The following is a 17777-nucleotide window of genomic DNA, read 5'->3' as shown; positions in this document are numbered from 1 at the left end:
GTCAACACTTAATTTTAAACTTTCTTTTTAGACCGTTTTAAACCGAAGTTTTACTTAACTCTGTGTCACTTTGTTCAGCGCTTTTCATTGCTGCCCGCCATGTCAGTGGATGAGCATTATAGGGAGATGGATTTTTAACGCAAGCACTTTTTGTAGAAAACTACTAAAAACTTACCTTTCGCGCAAAAAACAAGCTAAAGGCAGTAAAAAACACAGTTTGCTGTACAAAATACAGCCAACTTTTCTCGAGAGGATCTTAAGTATTATCGAAATTAGGTAATACGCAAGTTTTTAAATAAAAAAAAGAGCCACAATCTTAGTGGCGCTTTTATCAATCAACTCTTAATTAGTACAAGATACTATATAACTTACGACGATACTTAGATGCCAAGGCATCGCCATCAGGTAAAGAAGCGATAATTTCTAGATAGGTTGGTTTTGCATCTGCGTAGTTAAGATCTTTTTTAAGTACATTAAATAACATCTCTAGTGCTTCTTCTTTACGACCCGCGCTATTAAGAGCATTACTTAGTTCTACTTTTATCTCTAAATCATTTGGGTATTTTTCAACTTTATCCTGCAGTACTTTTATCTCTGGCGAATCTGTTGCAGCTAATGCTTGCTCACATTTTGCTTGAATATTTGTGAAATACGCATCACGTTCGTTTTCTGCAACCGAATCTAATAATGCCTGTGCATCTTCTAATTTATGAATTTGAATACAGATATCAGCTAAAACTAACTTTACACGTGTGTGATTTGGATCAAGTTCATAAGCCTGCTTTGCATAGTTAAAGGCATTATTTAGATCTTGATTAATTAACGCTTGCTTAGCTTGCTCTAATAATAACTCGTGTTGAGCTGGTAAATGTTTAGCTAGCGCATCGCGAATTTGCTGTTCTGTTTGAGCACCCGGTAACATATCCACAGGTGCTGAATCTTTTAACATCACAAGCGTTGGTAATGCTTGTAAACCAATTTGCTGCGCAAGTTGCCCTGCAAGAGCTTGCTCAACATCGCAATCTAATGTCGCTACTAATAAATGCTCACCATACTCATTTGCTATTTTCTCTAAAATTGCAGCTTGCTGATGGCACTCTGGATTTTGCGCAGAGTAAAAAGTAAGTAGCACTAGCTTTTCAGCTGACGTTTCACCCAATGCTTGCTGCAAATTTTGTGGGGTAAGGTTTATCATATTATTCATTTGATTGATTGCACTATATAAGTATTTAGGTTTTTATATAGTGGCAAACATAACAATTACAAGCCCAACGGGTCGAGGTCATTATGAAATTATCTGCTATTTCTGCAGCTTTATTACTTCTTAGTCCATTCGCACAAGCAACAACGCTCGATTTAAACCTTCAAAAGACTATGCCTGAAATTGAAAAGCTATATTTAGACTTACATCAATCTCCTGAGCTGTCTTACCATGAAAAAGAAACGGGCCAAAAGCTTGCAAAGCAATTAAAACAACTGGGCTTTACTGTTACAGATAATGTAGGTGGTTATGGCGTTGTTGGTATTTATGAAAACGGTGATGGCCCTACAGTAATGATCCGCACTGATACTGATGGACTACCAATTGTTGAGCAAACTGGAAAACCTTACGCTTCTAAAGTGACTGTAACAAATGATGCTGGTGCAACCGTTGGCGTAATGCATGGTTGTGGTCATGATATTCACATGAGTTCATTTATTGGCACAGCACAACAGTTAATGACACATAAAGATCAGTGGCAAGGTACGTTAATGATGGTCGCACAACCTGCAGAGGAAGTTGGCGGTGGTGCAAAAGCAATGCTTAAAGAAGGGCTTTTCACTAAGTACCCTACTCCAGATCATGTTATTGGTTTGCATGTAAGTGCAAGTGTTCCTGCTGGTAAAGTTAGCATGAAAACTGAATATACAATGGCAAGTGTTGACTCTGTTGATATTACAGTAAAGGGCAAAGGCGGTCACGGTGCCTACCCACACACAACAATAGACCCAGTTGTGATTGCTTCACGTATTGTATTGGCACTGCAAACTATTACTAGTCGCGAATTGTCACCACTCGAGCCGTCAGTGATCACCGTTGGCTCAATTCATGGAGGATCTAAACACAATGTCATTTCAGATGAAGTAAAACTACAACTTACATTGCGTAGCTATAACCCTGAAGTTCGTTTACAACAAATCGCGGCAATTAAACGAATTACTAAAGGCATCGCATTAAGTGCTGGGCTTGACGAAAGCTTAGCACCAGAAGTCTATGTGCATGAAGATGAGTCAATTCCTTCAACTTATAACAATCCTGCACAAACCAATGTAGTGCGTTCAGCAATTGCTAACGCTATTGGTGAAGACAATGTACTTGAAACTGAAGCTGTAATGGCCGGTGAAGACTTTGGCCTTTATGGCCGTACAGAACAAAATGTGCCGATTACTTTGTTTTGGTTAGGCGGTGTTGAACCGAGTCAATATGACTCAGCAATGCAATCTGGCGCAACATTACCTTCTTTACACTCAAGTAAGTTTGCACCTGATTACAAAAAAGCACTTCCTACTGGAATTACAGCAATGAGTAACGCCGCGGTTGCCCTATTCAACAAAAAGTAGTTTAGGCTGACTTAGCTCTGGGCTTAGCTTTTCTTTTAAAACGTCGCTTTTGCGGCGTTTTTGGTAACTGGGCAAAGACTTGGCTATCGCATTGCTTGGCTTGCTCAACTAAAGCATGTAACTCTTCCAACAATGGTGTTAAAAATTGCTGATAACTCATATGCTGTTCAGCGATATTACCTAACGACGCTTCCCACTTAGCTGTTAAGTCAGGGCTAGCAAGCTGTTCTGGTAATGTACTTATAAGAGCTTTACCTGTTGCGGTAGCCAGAATGTTTTTACCCTGACGTTCTAAAAAACGGCGTTTAAATAAAAGCTCAAGAATACCGGCTCGCGTAGCTTCAGTACCAAGACCATCTGTTTCCTTAAGGATCTTTTTAATTTCTGGGTCTTTCACATACCGACTGATGCCTGTCATGGCACTTAATAAGGTCGCATCAGTAAAATGCGCTGGCGGTGTCGTCATTTTGTCTACTACTTCACCTTGATTGCAATGCAGCTGTTGACCTTTTTCAAGTGGTGGTAAGGTTTGCTCATCTTTTAACTCTGTTTTGCCCATTAATATTTTAAAGCCTAAGCTAACATCTTGCTTAGCTGCTGCTTTAAAAAGCCCACCCGCAATTTCAACCGTTATTTTGGTTTCGTTAAATAGATAGTCTGGGTAAAATTGGATTAAATAATGACGACAGATCAAGCGATAGATTTTTTGTTCATCACTATTTAAGGACGCTGAGCGAAGTTGTTTTTCGGTTGGAACAATAGCGTGGTGAGCTGCCACTTTGCTGTCATTAAAACATTTACTCCGCTTACTGCTATCAGCTTGCTTACAAGCTTCAATTGCTTGACCTTCATTATTAGCGATGGCGGCAATAATACTCGCGGCATCTTTATGATGATCTTTTGGTAAATAGCGATTATCTGAACGAGGGTACGTAATTAACTTATGACGCTCATACAAGTTTTGGCAGGTATCTAGCACTTTTTGTGCAGGCATTGAAAACGCCTTTGCCGCATCAATCTGTAAAGCGGATAAATTATAAGGTAGCGGTGCCTGTTGTTTTTTTTGCTTTTGCTCAAGCTCAACCACTTTAGCTGGTTGATTAGTTATACGTGACACAACATTTTCAGCAAGCCCCCTATGCAATACTCGCCCTTCTTCATCTTGATAAGGTTCACATGCTTTACTTGGTTGCCACTTTGCAGCAAATGTTTGCTGCTGCTGAGTTTCAAGGTGAGCTAATACTTCATAAAAAGGTTTCGCTACAAAGTGAGTGATTTCATTATCACGATTAACGACTAAACCTAAAATAGGCGTTTGAACACGCCCAACAGATAGCACATTGCCAAATCCAGCTTTTTGCCCAGCAAGCGTATAGGCTCGAGTTAAATTCATGCCAAATAACCAATCGGCACGTGATCGAGCTAAGGCAGACACACTCAAAGGAATAAAATCGCGGTTCGATTTCAAATTATTTAGTGCTTTTTTAACTGCACTTAAGTTTAAGTCGCTGATCAAGAGTCGTTGAATTTGCTGTTTTTTGGCTTGGCTAAGTTTAACCTGTTCGATCACTTCATCAACCAATAGCTGGCCTTCCCTATCAGGGTCGCCAGCATGAATTATTGTACTTGCCTGCTTAATGAGCTTTTTTAGTACAGTAAGTTGTTTGCGTGTTTTTGCTTTAGGTTTTAATTGCCATTGTTCTGGCACGATAGGTAAATGCTCAAATCGCCATTTTTTAAAACTTGCATCGTAATCATCGGGCTCTGCTTGCTCAAGTAAATGACCAATACACCAAGAGACACAATCTCCATTACCAAGCTCTATATAACCATCATGTTTTTTTTGTGGTTTTGGTAGAGCATCTGCAATGGCTCGTGCCAAGGATGGTTTTTCGGCAATGTAAAGTTTCATAACGCAACACTAAATACTGTTTTTATAAACAGTAGTCTAGCACAGGATTTTTAACGAAGAAACGCCTTAAGCTTGCTGGCTTCGTCGAGTAAAAAGATAGATAAGTGGTAGGTAACATACGACCACAGTACCAATATTGATTAGCGGTAGCAGGGTCTTATACATGTAAGTGCTGTAAGACAAATCCCAAAGGTGGCGGTCAACTAAACGGAACAATTGCAAAATAGGCGCCATTATCACAACCAACTGCCCTAAAACACTTTGCCATAAGTAGACTTTATCTTTAATACCTAAGTAAGCAATGATTGCCATCCAAGCAATATCATTAAAAGCCCAAACGACATAGCGCCAAATATAAATGTCATCAAATTCACGTAAGCCGCTATGAATTAAGGTACCGTATAAAAAGAAACATGCAGTTATTACGGTAAAGTGGAATGCCTGCCAATCTTTGCGGAGGTAGAAAACGAAAATAGCAGGGCTCAGAATGAACACCCAGCTATTATTCAAAATTGAGATGGTATATACAAACCAATCAGGCAAAATTAACTAACCTTAATCTGTTTTACCATCATCGTCGCCACTACCATTACCAGGCATGTAGCTATATTTATCAACTTTTTTCATTTTTATTCTCTATTACATTTGTTAATGAGGCTTAACTTTAATTGATTTACTGCCTTACATCAATAGGTTCAGATTCGTGTGCTTTACCTTGCATAATAGAGATTTCAACACGGCGATTTCGCTTGCGATCTTCGTCGGTTACATTCGGTACTAGAGGCCTCGTTTCTGCGTGGCCGACTACCATCATACGGGACTTATCAAACCCTGGCGCTTTTTCCATTTCACTGGCAACTGCCACCGCACGTTTTGATGATAAATCCCAATTATTAGTATAAAGCTCATTCGATACTTGGAAGTCATCAGTGTGACCTGACACGGTTATTTCACCCGGCACATCTTTTAACAGCGTAGCAATATCACGAATAATAGGTTTAAATTTTGGCTGTAAAAAAGCACTACCCGATGGGAATGAACCATTCTCACGAATGCGAATAATAATTTGCTGGCCTAATGACTCAAGCTCAATCGCACCATCCATAATTTGCTGTTCTAGTTGCTGAGCAATTTTCTTCACAAGTTCATTTGTTTGTTCTTGATCAGCCGCAGAAATTGACTGTTCTAAAGCTTGTTGCTGAGCCGTACTTTGCGATTCACCACCACGTTTATTACCGCGCTGTTCTTGTCGACCACCGGCGGAGCTTTCGTCGCCAGCCTGAAACTCAAGCATTTGTTGCGTCATTTCTACGGTTTGTTGTTGAATCGTTTCAATAGGAGTAGGTTCAGGTTTACCCGGAGTGAACTCCATGGCAATGACAGAGGTTCCCTTTGGAATATCTTTTACTTCAATTTTATTTTGTACACCAAAAGCAAACTTCATGGAGCCGGCAATTTGCTTAAACTTCAGTACGTCCATTTCTGAGAAAGCAAGCAAGAGTACAAAGAAGCACATTAATAATGACATTAAATCTGCGAAGGTTCCCATCCAGGCGGGTAAACCCGGTGGTGGACATTTGCACTCTTCATCTGACATGCTCTACTCCTCGGTATCAACTTTACGTTTTGATTCGGCTAAGTAGTTTTTCAAAATACCTTCAATTACTTTCGGGTTCTGACCGTCTTGAATACCTAGCACCGCGTCAAGAATTAAGCGTTGATTAAGGGCTTCTTCGTCTTTACGCAGTTCTAGTTTTACCTGAATTGGAATAGCGACAACGTTTGCTAAGAAAGCACCATAGAGAGTTGTTAAAAGGGCAACTGCCATTGCTGGGCCGATTGCCTTTGGGTCATCCATGTTTGATAACATAGCAACCAGACCGATTAGCGTACCGATCATACCCATTGCAGGAGCAATATCGGCAAGTGATTTGAATAAACCAGCACCGAGTTCATGACGGTTAGCAGTAAGAGAAATATCTTTTTGCAGCGTGGCGCGAACGACATCAGCATCATGACCATCCACTAACATATCGACCCCTTTACGCATAAAACCGTTGGGGATTTCAGCTTCTTCTAATGCTAAGAAGCCACCTTTACGTGCAGAATCAGCTAATTCTACTGCTTTTTCAATTAATTCTTCCGGAGATTCGATTTTGAACATAAAAGCTTTTGCTGCCACTTTACCTATGCCCAAAAATTGCCCCATGGTGAAATTTGATAATACAATAAAAATCGAACCACCAAATACAATGACCACCGAAGGCGTGTTGTAAAACATTGCAACTTGGCCATCACTACTTAACACCATCGACATAGCAATTAAGCCTATGGCACCAAGAATACCTATTATGGTTGCTAAATCCACATACCCCTCCAGAGGAACAATTAGACGACACCCTCAGGTATCAAATTTTTATTATTAACTGCTTATCGGCAAGCAGTTGAAATACTTAAATCATTAAATGAATTAATTTTATTTTAATGTAAGATTTTTAAGCTACAAGTTTAAGCTGTATTTAAAATCGTAAAAATAGCATACTAAAAATGAATTATGCGTAAAAAAACACATCATTCTTTGACCTAGTTTAGCATTCCCCCTAAAATTGGCCTCACTTTCTAACAGCTATCGAGGCCACAATGGCAACAAAGAAACCAGAAAACTTAAGCTTTGAAGAAGCACTGGATGAATTATCTCAAATTGTTGCACAAATGGAGCAAGGTGAATTGTCACTGGAACAATCACTAAAACAATTTGAACGCGGCATTGCGCTAGCAAACGCTTCGTCTGGTAAGTTACAACAAGCCGAACAAAAAGTTGCCATTTTAATGGGTAACGATAGCCAAGCGCCTCTTAGCAATTTTGATTCAAACTTGGACTAATTAAGTGCAATTAAAAGAACAATTACAACGCGCTCGTGAAGACGTTGAAGCACATTTAAATCGCTATTTTGAACAGCCACTTAATACCGAAAAAAACATCAAAGAAGCCACCCACTACGGTGTTCTAAATGGTGGTAAACGCTTACGTCCTTACCTTGTATATGCAACGGGCCGGATGATGGGCGCGGACAAGGCCGATCTTGATATCCTTGCCGCCGCTATTGAGTGTATTCATAGCTATTCTTTAGTTCATGATGACTTACCAGCAATGGATGATGATGACTTAAGACGTGGCCGCCCTACCTGTCATATTGTCTATGGCGAAGCACAAGCCATACTCGCAGGTGATGCCTTACAAACACTGGCATTTGATTTAATTGCCAATCATCAATTTGCTGTTTCTGCGAGCCAACAAGTAAAAATGATTGCCTCATTAAGCAAAGCCTCAGGTATTGAAGGTATGGTAGGTGGGCAAGCACTGGATATTGAAGCGACCGATAAAGAAATTACAGTTGCTCAGCTAGAGCGCATTCACCAGCTAAAAACGGGTGCCTTGCTTAATTGTGCAATTACACTCGGTGCATTGAGTGCAAAAAGCTGTGATGAACATACACTCGCGCAATTAAACCTATTCGGTCAAGCAATTGGGCTGGCCTTTCAGGTACAAGACGATATCCTTGATGTAGAAGCTGATACTGAAACATTAGGTAAGCCACAGGGTTCCGATGTTGCTGCAAACAAAGCAACCTACCCTGCTTTATTAGGGATGGCAGGCGCAAAGCAAAAAGCACAAGATTTGCTGGCTCAAGCCCATCAAGCTCTTGAGGCTATTGATTACGACACCAGCGAATTGGCGAGTCTTGCAAGCTATATTGTTGAACGCAATTATTAATACCTAAAAAGAAAGACAAAATAACTAAAAAATCGGAGCGGCAATGGGCTATAATGCACTCTGGTTAGCGAAGGATGTATAAAAAATCATGACACTTGATAGTAGCAAGTATCCATTATTAAGTTTGGTTGACGAACCAGCACAACTGCGTGATTTAGCGCAAGACAAGTTACCTGCGTTTAGTAAAGAGTTACGCGAATACCTACTTAACTCAGTTTCGCAAAGTAGTGGTCATCTAGCATCAGGTTTAGGCACTGTTGAGTTAACAGTTGCACTGCATTATGTTTATAACACTCCTGAAGATCGTTTAGTTTGGGATGTGGGTCATCAAGCATACCCGCATAAAATCTTAACGGGTCGTCGTGACCAAATGCATACTATTCGTCAAAAAGACGGTTTACACCCATTCCCATTCCGTGAAGAAAGCCCATACGATACTTTCAGTGTTGGTCATTCGAGCACCTCAATTTCAGCAGCCTTAGGTATGGCCATTGCTGCAGAAAAAGAAGGTAAAGATCGTAAAACCGTTGCTGTTATTGGCGATGGTGCGATCACTGCTGGTATGGCATTTGAAGCAATGAATCACATGGGTGATGTTAATCCTAACGTGTTAATTATCTTAAACGATAATGAAATGTCGATTTCAGAAAACGTAGGTGCACTCAATAACCACTTTGCCCGAATTTTATCTGGCAGCTTCTACACCAATATTCGTGAAGGCAGTAAAAAGCTCCTTTCTGGTTTACCGCCTGTGAAAGAACTTGCTAGCCGCATGGAAGAGCACCTAAAAGGAATGGTCATTCCGGGTACGTTCTTTGAAGAGTTAGGCCTAAATTACATCGGCCCAATTGATGGTCATGATGTAAATATGTTGGTTGATACCTTACGTAATATGCGTAACCTTAAAGGCCCACAGTTACTACATATTAAAACGCAAAAAGGTAAAGGTTATAAGCCTGCTGAAGCGGATCCAATTGGCTACCACGGCGTACCAAAATTTGATCCGAGCATGTCGAAATTACCAAAATCAAAACCGGGTGCTGCCACATTCTCAAATGTGTTTGGTGACTGGTTATGCGATATGGCAGCCCAAGACGACAAGCTAATGGCAATTACCCCTGCGATGCGTGAAGGTTCAGGCATGGTGCGTTTTTCAAAAGAGTATCCTGCGCAATACTTTGATGTGGCGATTGCTGAACAACATGCTGTAACGCTTGCAGCAGGCCTCGCTTGTGAAGGGTTGAAGCCTGTTGTTGCTATTTATTCAAGCTTTTTACAACGCGCTTACGATCAACTTATCCACGATGTAGCATTACAAAACTTACCTGTTTTATTCGCTATTGACCGTGCAGGTATTGTTGGTGCTGATGGTGAAACTCACCAAGGCGCCTATGACTTAAGTTTTATGCGCTGTATTCCTAATATGATTATTATGGCGCCAAGCGACACGAACGAGTGCCGCCAAATGCTTTACACTGGCTACCAATGCAATCAACCTGTTGCTGTTCGTTACCCACGTGGTAGTGCCGGCAATTGTGATGTTGAATCAACAATGAGTGCGATTGAAATCGGTAAAGCGCGTAGTATCAAACAAGGTAGTAAAGTGGCCATCTTGTCGTTCGGTACGCTGTTAGAGAGCGCCAAAGTAGCCGCAGATGAGCTAAATGCAACAGTGATTGATATGCGCTTTATCAAACCTCTTGATACTGAAGCTATTAATGAGTTACTTAGCAGCCATGATGTCATTGTTACTTTAGAAGACAATGCCATTGCAGGCGGTGCGGGTTCTGCTGTGAATGAATATTTGGCTGCAATCAAAGCCGATGTGACTATCTTAAATTTAGGTATTCCAGATGAGTTCATTAAGCATGGCACACAAGATGAAATGCACGCTGAGATGGGCCTAGATGCCAATGGCATCTTAACTCGCATTAAAGAGTTCATGGCTTAAAAACTATACGCAATTCATTAAAAAGGAGCCTCATGGCTCCTTTTTTATTATTTAAAACCATACACATAAAAAATAACTTACCTATTTTCTATTTTCTTGCATCCAATATCTTTAGCTAGCCGTTTATTCATTGAGGTTAACTCGTGAGCACGTATTTTGTCGTTAAACAATACAGGTTGTTTGTTCACATTTGATGGAATATTTAAAAGGTATAGACAAATGAATACGATTAAAAGTAAAGCTATTAAAGATCAACAACTCGCTAATTCAAAACTATCTAAGGTCATGTTTTCTGCCATTGCTCTTGCTGTGATGCTGGGTATTACAGGGTGTGATGGAGATGATGGTAAAGATGGTGCTATGGGAGCTCAAGGTGCAGCAGGGCAAGACGGTACTAATGGTGTCGATGGCCAAAATGGCGCTGACGGTCAAAATGGCGCTGATGGTATGAATGGCAACGATGGCGCTCCTGGCTTTGCATCAGCAACATTTATATTAGCGAACAATGGCTCTGATAATGCGGGCACTATCAACCTCATTGATCAAAATGCCGCTAAACTCATAACATTTAATACTGGTGCTAATGAAGGTGTTGTTTTCGATAGCTTAGGTAATTTAGTGCAAGCTGCTGATTCTGGAAATGGAGCACTGAGTACCGTATGCCAAGTGTTAAACCGTGCAGATGGCATGTACACCAATAATATTGATCGTACATTAACTGGCACAAACACCACACTTGTAAATCCGAAGGGCATACATATCTCTAATAAATATGGTCTTGTTTTTATTGCTGATTTCAATGCTATGCAAGTAACTGTATTTGGTAAAGAAGCTGCAGGCGATGTAGCACCATTAGCAACAACGGTAACTGATGCAACACCATGGGATCTTACGTACGATGAAAATAATGATCGTCTTTACGTCGCACTAACTAATGGTGATGTTGCTGTTTACGACAGTTATGTAATGGGTGGTTTTGCTGCAACACCAACTCGAACCATTACACCAAGTGATGAAACTGGTACAAAAATTTCAGTCAATATTCATGGTATTGCTTTAGATATGACTAGTAACAAGCTTGTGCTGTCTGATGTAGGTAGTGCATCTGATGCAACAGATGGTGCACTCTTTGTCATTTCAAATGCTGCTCAAGCAGATGGTATGGTAGCGGTTGACCGTCATATAGCAGGTCCAATGTCTATGCTCGGTAACCCTGTGGATATAAGTCTTACTGGCAGCGACTTGCGTGTGGCTGAAAAATCAAATGATGCAGTTTTAGTATTTAGTAATATATTTGCAGGCGAAAGTGGTGATGTATCACCAGATCTCATCACGCCAACAACAAAACCTGAATCAATAACAGAAACCGTTATGCATAATAATATGCAAGATAGCTCTGATAGTATTATGGTTAACATGCCCCTGCTCGGTGTAGCTGTAAGTAGTAACCCAGGAACAGTAGGTCCAACAACAGGTCAAATTAGTCGTTTAAACGCACCTTTAACAGCCGAACTGGCAACGTATAATGCAAGTCAAACAATTGAAAGTGTGGCTTTTGATAAGTCTGGCACTAGCTACGCAACATTTGATGATGCAGTTACATCGATGGGTGGTATCGTTATTTCAAACAAGGTTGCAACACAGCGTAACGGCGAAAGTTACGCAACCAACCAAGATAGAACAATCATGGGAGCAAGTACTGGTATTATCTCACCAAAAGGTATTGATATAGCTTCAGATACAGGCATGATTTTTGTTGCTGAATTTAATGCAACAACGCCTGGTGTTCTCATTTTCTCTAGCTGCGCAACAGGTGATGTAAGCCCATTAATGACCCTAACACCCAGTGCTAGTGCACGCCCTTGGGATGTAGACTATGATCCATCAACTGACAGGGCATTTGTTGCACTTACCAATGGCACAATTGCTGTTTTTGATGAAGTGAAAAGCAAGTGGATGTCAGGTATGACAACCATTACAGGTGAAGATCGTTTAATTACCCCTGCATCGGGCGGCACTGCATTTGCTGCACCAACCAATATTCATGGTATTGATTACGACCCATTAAGTGACTCACTAATAGTTTCTGATGTTGGCTCTGCAGCCGATGCCACCGACGGGAAAATTTATGTGATTAATAGTGCCGCTATGGCCAGTGGTTTAACCAATGTAAGTGTAAATATCGCAGGTCCTGCAAGCCAATTAGGTAACCCTGTCGATATTATGTATACGGGTAATGATTTATATGTTGCCGAAAAATCAAATGGCCTAGTTATGCGCTTTGATAATATTTTAAATAGCCCTAGCGGTGACATTGCAGCAACGGTGAGCTACTCCTTTACCGCCCCAGAGTCTGTGGCTGTTTTACCAGCTTGGCTTAAACACTAACCATCAAAAGGTGTTTAGGTAACGAACGCCTCTGTTGGCCTCCAATGCCTTATCTAGCCCTAGGTAAGGCATTTTTTATACCTGCTCACTTAGTTTAGAGAGTATTAACGCATCCAAATTTTAATATCGGCTAAACCATTGGCTTGCAGTGCGCTGAGTTGCTGATCAACATTGTTGCTTTGCTCGAACTCAAAGGCATCTAATTGCTCATCAAAGGTAATGTTTGCTACACCATCGCCACCGCGCTTTTTAACTTGATGCAGTGCGATATCGGCAAGGTTAACTGAGGTTTCCCAACCAATAACTTGGCCACCCAGTAAAGGTAACGGATAAAAAGACCAACCAATCGACGCAGTGATAGTGGTCGACTGCCCATTCGGTAATCTAAATGGGTTTGCTGCAATTGCTTCACATAAGTCGGCCACATAATTGTCTATTGCTGTGCGTTTGAAATCACGTAGTAAGAGTAAAAACTCGTCACCACTCCAACGCGCAACATAGTCAGAACCTTGAGTACGGCTATTCAACAAAGTCGCCATTTGCTGTAAACAGCTATCGCCTGCAAGTGGGCCATACGCATCATTAATGCGGCTGAAGTTATCAAAGTTTATTATTAATAGCACTAGCGACTTACCCTGCGCTTGCAATGACTGTGAGTTACGCTGGAAGTGTTCGATATCTTTAGGGAGCTGATCAAACAAGAAGCGACGGCTACGTAAGCCTGTAAGCTCATCTGAGTGACTAACTAGCTTAAGCTGTGAGTTCACTTGGTTAAGCTTATCGTTAGCTTCTCGAAGCTCTACGGTACGTTCTGTTACTAAGCTTTCAAGCGCTAATTGCTTACGTTTCTCTTGCGCTCTAAATACCCAAAACACGAGGTAGAACAGTAAAATAAAGCTGCTGGTGATCAAGAGTCTAAAATAAATAGTCTCATCAAAACGACGCGGCACTACAAAGCTGTACTCGGTACGACGTGCTTTTTGCCAATCTTCACCACGACGCTTTGCTTCAAGTTGGAACAAAAACGACCCCGGCGGTAAGTTGGTATAGATTGCCTCACGACGAGTATTGGCATAACGCCAGTCACTGTCTAAGCCACTTAAACGGTAACGGAACTCGATACTTGAAGGGGCATAATAATCAATCGCGGTATATTTTAACGTTACATCGCGTTCATCAATTTGTAGCTCAGGCTTATTACCTAAAGTTGCGGTACTTAAATGACGAAGCGGCGTGATCAAGCTTTCAATACGAGGCTTAAGTGCTTGTACACCAAACAGCTCAACGCTCTTTGGTATTTCTACCACACCTTGCAGACTTGGGTACCAAATAGAGTTGCCTGTGTCTGCTACAGCATCATGGCCAAGGCCAGCACAACATTGACTCGCTTTACCATCAAGTTGACGGTCAAACGATGAGATCACTTGTTCTACTTTTAAACTTTCGATATCAGTACCAAACTGCTCTACAGGCATACGGTATACGCCTTTCATAGTACTGACCCAAATACGTTTTAATTGCTTGTCGTAAACTAGACTGAAAATAGAGCCATACGGTAGACCATCGGTGGCATCTAACTGACGCCACTGCCCTTTGGTACTGCGATAAAATAAGCCATCGTTAAGTGAACCAATTAATATTCCCACTCCTTCGATATTCAAAATACTGGTGACGTAAGCACTTTCTAAACTAGTTTGGTCGCCAATTTTTTCAATCCCGCGGTCGGTAAAGTAATAAGCCCCTTTACTGGTACCTATTAAGCCAAAATTCTGCTCATCATGAACATAAGTAATAAATTTGCTGCTTAAGAAGGCATTGTATGCAAAAGGTGTTAAACCACCATAACTTAAGCGGTACATACCGCGGCCAGTACCGAGCCAAAATCCACCTTTGCTAGAACGGCTAATTGCAAATACTGGGTTATCGCGCAGCGCTCGCCCAGGCACCGTATACAGGTTTTGGTTTTCGTAATAAAACACACCGCGGCCTGTTGCGATGTACAAACGATCACCATCAAATTGTAAGTCGTGCACTGCTGCTCGACCAAACTGATTACTCGGAATTTGATTTACAAAATTCTTGTTGTAGTCGAAGTAGCCAACACCGCTACGGTTAGCCACCCATAATTTGCCATCAGGTGCTTGGCTAATCGCCATCACCGCTTCGGTCATATTTGAGATAGCTGAGTGACGCTCAATACGCCCTTCGTGAGCAAGCCATAAGCCTTCACTGAAGCTTGCCAGCCAAATGTTATTTTGATTGTCACGGAAAATATCGGCAAACCAAATGCTTTGATCGAGCTGGCTAGGTTCAACCCATTGCCAATCTCCTGAGTTATCACGAAATAACAGTCGGCCGTAAGTCGAAATCCATAGCGCGCCATCGGAGTCGCTCATAAACTTATAAACGGCAGAGTTACTGGCATTTGGCAGTGGGAATGGACGCAGCTCGTCATCTAAATCAAGAAAGTAGGCACCAAGCTCTGAGGCAAGATACAAGTTACCTTCAAGCCACGCCATGTCATGAATAATGGTTTGCGCTAATCGTTCAGGTAGTGAAACCTTGGCAGTCAGCTCTAATCGTAATTTCGCAAAATCAGAAGAGGTATTAGTTAAACGCAATAAGTGACGCTCATTAACCAGCCAAATGCCTTCTGGCGACAATGCCATTTGACTCACTGAACCCACAATTTGCGTAATTGCAGTAGCATTAGATACCGGCACGATTAACGCTGAGTTTTGATTAAGTGTGACTTGATTTCGAGCAACATAATAAAGGCCATTCGCTGCAATCCAAATACTGCCTTTGGAATCTTCGAGAATATCGCGCACCGGACCTTTAACGTTAAAGGTTTGCGACATCATGGTTTTAGGATCAAGTGTTACTAAACCATTCTTGGTACCAACCCAAAGTAACCCTGTGCTATCGACTAGTAATTTATTGATACCATTACTTGGCAGGAAGTCGCTGTTTTGCGTATTGAAGTTAGTGAACGTATTACCATCAAAGCGGCTTAAGCCAAACTGAGTACCCAGCCACATATAGCCTTGCTCATCTTGAGCAATACTTTTTAATGATTGCGATGGCAAGCCATTTTGGATGTTCCACTGTTTGACGACATAGTCAGTAATAGATGCAAACGCAGGCATGCTGCAAAGCATCAACAAACAGACAACTAGAAATCGCATCATATACTTGCCACCAAGTAACACTTAACTCATCGTTTAAAAAGGCAAATAGCCTGCTTTAAACAAGGCTTGAACACAAATTAATGAAAAAACACCTGCTAAAATATCATCAGCCATGATGCCCAAGCCCCCGTGTAAACGTCTATCTAAAATTCTGATAGGACCTGGTTTAGCGATATCAAAAAAGCGGAACAATAAAAAACCAACCAACAGTGACTGCCAACTCAGTGCAGCACCAATCATGGTGATATAATAACCAGCAACTTCATCCCAAACAATGGCTGGATGATCATGCACCCCTAAGTCATCTGCTGTTTTACCACATGCCCAAATACCAAACACGCTGATCACGACAGCAAATACAATTTGTAACCAAAGCGGAAAATACATTGTGGTGAAAATAAATGGCAAGGCAGCAAAGGTACCAAAGGTGCCTGGCGCTTTAGGGGCAAGGCCTAAGCCAAAACCCAGACCAAAAAATTGGTGTGGGCGTTTTAAATTGAATAAACGGTTACTGCTCAAACCGGCTCCTTCGCGAAGTGCTGAAAGCCCTTACCTTGATAGTTAAACTTTTCACCATCAAGCAATAGCTCAATCTCACCTTCGCCACTTTTAATTTGACCTACACAGCTTGCTTCTACACCATATTGGCGCAGTTTCATATCAACCATGCTTTTATTGCTTTCTGGCACAGTAAACAGCAACTCATAGTCGTCACCGTAATTTAAGATATAGTCAAATTGCTCAGCACGTGGAATCGACGAATTTAATGCATCAGAAACAGGCACTTTATCAACATTGATCACCGCACTAACTTGCGATAGCGCTAAAATATGGCCTAAATCAGCTAATAAGCCATCGGAGATATCAATTGCTGAAGAGGCTGCGCCTCGCAAAACTTGCCCCGCTGCTACACGTGGCGTCGGATAATCAAAACGATTATTTAAATAGCTTAAGTGTTCAGGGGCGATATCGAGGCCTTGTTTACGGGCTTCTATGGCTACACCAGCATCTCCTAATGGACCTGTTACATAAATCCAATCGCCCACTTTAGCACCGCTACGGCGCAGTGCTTTGCCTTCAGGCACGATGCCTTTAGCACAAATCGTAATAGTTAAAGGACCTTGAGTGGTATCACCACCAATGATTTGCACATTGAAGTACTCTGCAATTTCATGCATGCCTTCAGTGAACTCTTCAAGCCACTCTATATTTGCTTCAGGCAAAGTTAGGCCTACCGAAATCCACGTAGGTTCAGCGCCCATTGCCGCAAGATCACTTAAGTTAACAGCTAAAGCTCGATGCCCAAGAGCACGCGCAGAGATGTCATCAAAAAAGTGTACGCCCGCAACTAAAGTATCTGTTGTTACCGCCAATTGACAGTTTTCAGGCACAGTTACTAAGGCACAATCGTCACCAATACCTAGGTTCACATCACGGCGAATAATGCCACGGCCCTTAAAATAACGATTGATTAATTCAAATTCCTTCATACACAAAAAAGCCGGCCCAAGCCGGCTCTCCTTTACGGGGTTACTTACTTACGCAGTTCTTTCACTGCTTTATCAAGTACACCGTTGACAAATTTATGGCTGTCTTCAGCACCAAACATCTTAGCAAGCTCAATGCCTTCATTGATTGCCACTTTGTAAGGTACGTCTTCACGGAATTTCAGCTCATAGCCAGACAGACGTAAAATTGCTTTTTCGACCATGTCTAACTCATCAGCTGGGCGTGCTAAATGTGGTGCAACGATTTCATCTAATTGCTTACAGTTAACAACAACACCGCGTGCTAGGTCTTTGAAATATTCGACGTCGATCTTGGTCACATCATTTTCAATTAACATTTGCTGTTCAATATCAGCAATTGGGTTGCCGCTTAACTGCCAAGAGTATACGGCTTGAAGTGCTAAGATACGTGCTTTACGTCTTGCTGCTGGTTTCACAGAGATTCCTTAAA

Annotated in this window: 14 protein-coding genes; 5 read left to right on the top strand and 9 right to left on the bottom strand. The window is 41.5% G+C overall.

What is annotated here, in order from left to right; all coding sequences use genetic code 11:
* Positions 1-346 precede the first annotated feature (346 nt).
* Positions 347-1204: a tetratricopeptide repeat protein gene (locus BIZ38_RS14490; protein WP_187490593.1), complete on the bottom strand. Its 858-nt coding sequence runs from the start codon at positions 1202-1204 to the stop codon at positions 347-349.
* Between the two features lie 83 nt (positions 1205-1287).
* Between BIZ38_RS14490 and BIZ38_RS14485 the strand changes: the two genes are divergently transcribed.
* Positions 1288-2601, top strand: a complete 1314-nt coding sequence (locus BIZ38_RS14485; RefSeq protein ID WP_138600420.1) for a M20 family metallopeptidase — start codon at positions 1288-1290, stop codon at positions 2599-2601.
* A 1-nt stretch (position 2602) separates the two neighbouring features.
* Here the strand turns inward: BIZ38_RS14485 and BIZ38_RS14480 are convergent, their stop codons facing one another.
* From BIZ38_RS14480 to pomA, 4 genes are all read right to left on the bottom strand, one after another.
* Complete coding sequence (locus tag BIZ38_RS14480) at positions 2603-4513, bottom strand: DNA topoisomerase III (RefSeq protein ID WP_187490592.1); 1911 nt, start codon at positions 4511-4513, stop codon at positions 2603-2605.
* Positions 4514-4579: 66 nt separating this feature from the next.
* On the bottom strand, positions 4580-5056 hold the full coding sequence (locus BIZ38_RS14475; protein WP_138600416.1) for a hypothetical protein: 477 nt from the start codon (positions 5054-5056) through the stop codon (positions 4580-4582).
* Between the two features lie 130 nt (positions 5057-5186).
* Positions 5187-6110, bottom strand: a complete 924-nt coding sequence (locus tag BIZ38_RS14470) for a flagellar motor protein MotB (RefSeq protein WP_054552563.1) — start codon at positions 6108-6110, stop codon at positions 5187-5189.
* 3 nt (positions 6111-6113) lie between these two features.
* Positions 6114-6881, bottom strand: coding sequence for a flagellar motor protein PomA (pomA, locus tag BIZ38_RS14465; RefSeq protein WP_054552564.1), 768 nt, complete (start codon positions 6879-6881; stop codon positions 6114-6116).
* 272 nt (positions 6882-7153) lie between these two features.
* Between pomA and xseB the strand changes: the two genes are divergently transcribed.
* From xseB to BIZ38_RS14445, 4 genes are all read left to right on the top strand, one after another.
* Positions 7154-7396, top strand: a complete 243-nt coding sequence (gene xseB, locus BIZ38_RS14460; RefSeq protein ID WP_054552565.1) for an exodeoxyribonuclease VII small subunit — start codon at positions 7154-7156, stop codon at positions 7394-7396.
* Between the two features lie 4 nt (positions 7397-7400).
* A complete protein-coding gene (ispA, locus tag BIZ38_RS14455) occupies positions 7401-8288 on the top strand; it encodes a (2E,6E)-farnesyl diphosphate synthase (RefSeq protein WP_138615821.1) in 888 nt (295 codons plus the stop codon).
* An 88-nt stretch (positions 8289-8376) separates the two neighbouring features.
* Positions 8377-10239: a 1-deoxy-D-xylulose-5-phosphate synthase gene (gene dxs / locus BIZ38_RS14450; protein ID WP_138615819.1), complete on the top strand. Its 1863-nt coding sequence runs from the start codon at positions 8377-8379 to the stop codon at positions 10237-10239.
* Between the two features lie 285 nt (positions 10240-10524).
* Positions 10525-12627 (top strand): hypothetical protein, encoded by a 2103-nt coding sequence (locus BIZ38_RS14445; protein ID WP_222938053.1) that lies wholly within the window; start codon positions 10525-10527, stop codon positions 12625-12627.
* Positions 12628-12731: 104 nt separating this feature from the next.
* On the opposite strand, the gene BIZ38_RS14440 is transcribed toward BIZ38_RS14445, so the two are convergent.
* Genes BIZ38_RS14440 through nusB form a run of 4 tightly spaced genes read right to left on the bottom strand, consistent with a single transcriptional unit; the run spans position 12732 to position 17763 of the window.
* Positions 12732-15818: a ligand-binding sensor domain-containing diguanylate cyclase gene (locus tag BIZ38_RS14440; RefSeq protein ID WP_054552876.1), complete on the bottom strand. Its 3087-nt coding sequence runs from the start codon at positions 15816-15818 to the stop codon at positions 12732-12734.
* A gap of 33 nt (positions 15819-15851) precedes the next feature.
* Entirely contained in the window at positions 15852-16337 is a 486-nt protein-coding gene (locus BIZ38_RS14435; protein ID WP_054552569.1) for a phosphatidylglycerophosphatase A, read from the bottom strand.
* Positions 16334-17308 carry a thiamine-phosphate kinase gene (thiL, locus tag BIZ38_RS14430; protein ID WP_187490590.1) on the bottom strand — a complete coding sequence of 325 codons (975 nt, stop codon included), beginning with the start codon at positions 17306-17308 and terminating at the stop codon, positions 16334-16336. Before thiL ends, BIZ38_RS14435 begins: the two co-directional genes overlap by 4 nt.
* Before the next feature lie 44 nt (positions 17309-17352).
* A complete protein-coding gene (nusB, locus tag BIZ38_RS14425; RefSeq protein WP_054552571.1) occupies positions 17353-17763 on the bottom strand; it encodes a transcription antitermination factor NusB in 411 nt (136 codons plus the stop codon).
* Between the last annotated feature and the right edge of the window lie 14 nt (positions 17764-17777).

The sequence above is a fragment of the Pseudoalteromonas sp. BZK2 genome, assembly GCF_014349195.1.
Taxonomy (GTDB): domain Bacteria; phylum Pseudomonadota; class Gammaproteobacteria; order Enterobacterales; family Alteromonadaceae; genus Pseudoalteromonas; species Pseudoalteromonas simplex.
Note: the sequence above shows the minus strand (reverse complement) of the source record. Positions and strands in the feature narration are given on the sequence as shown.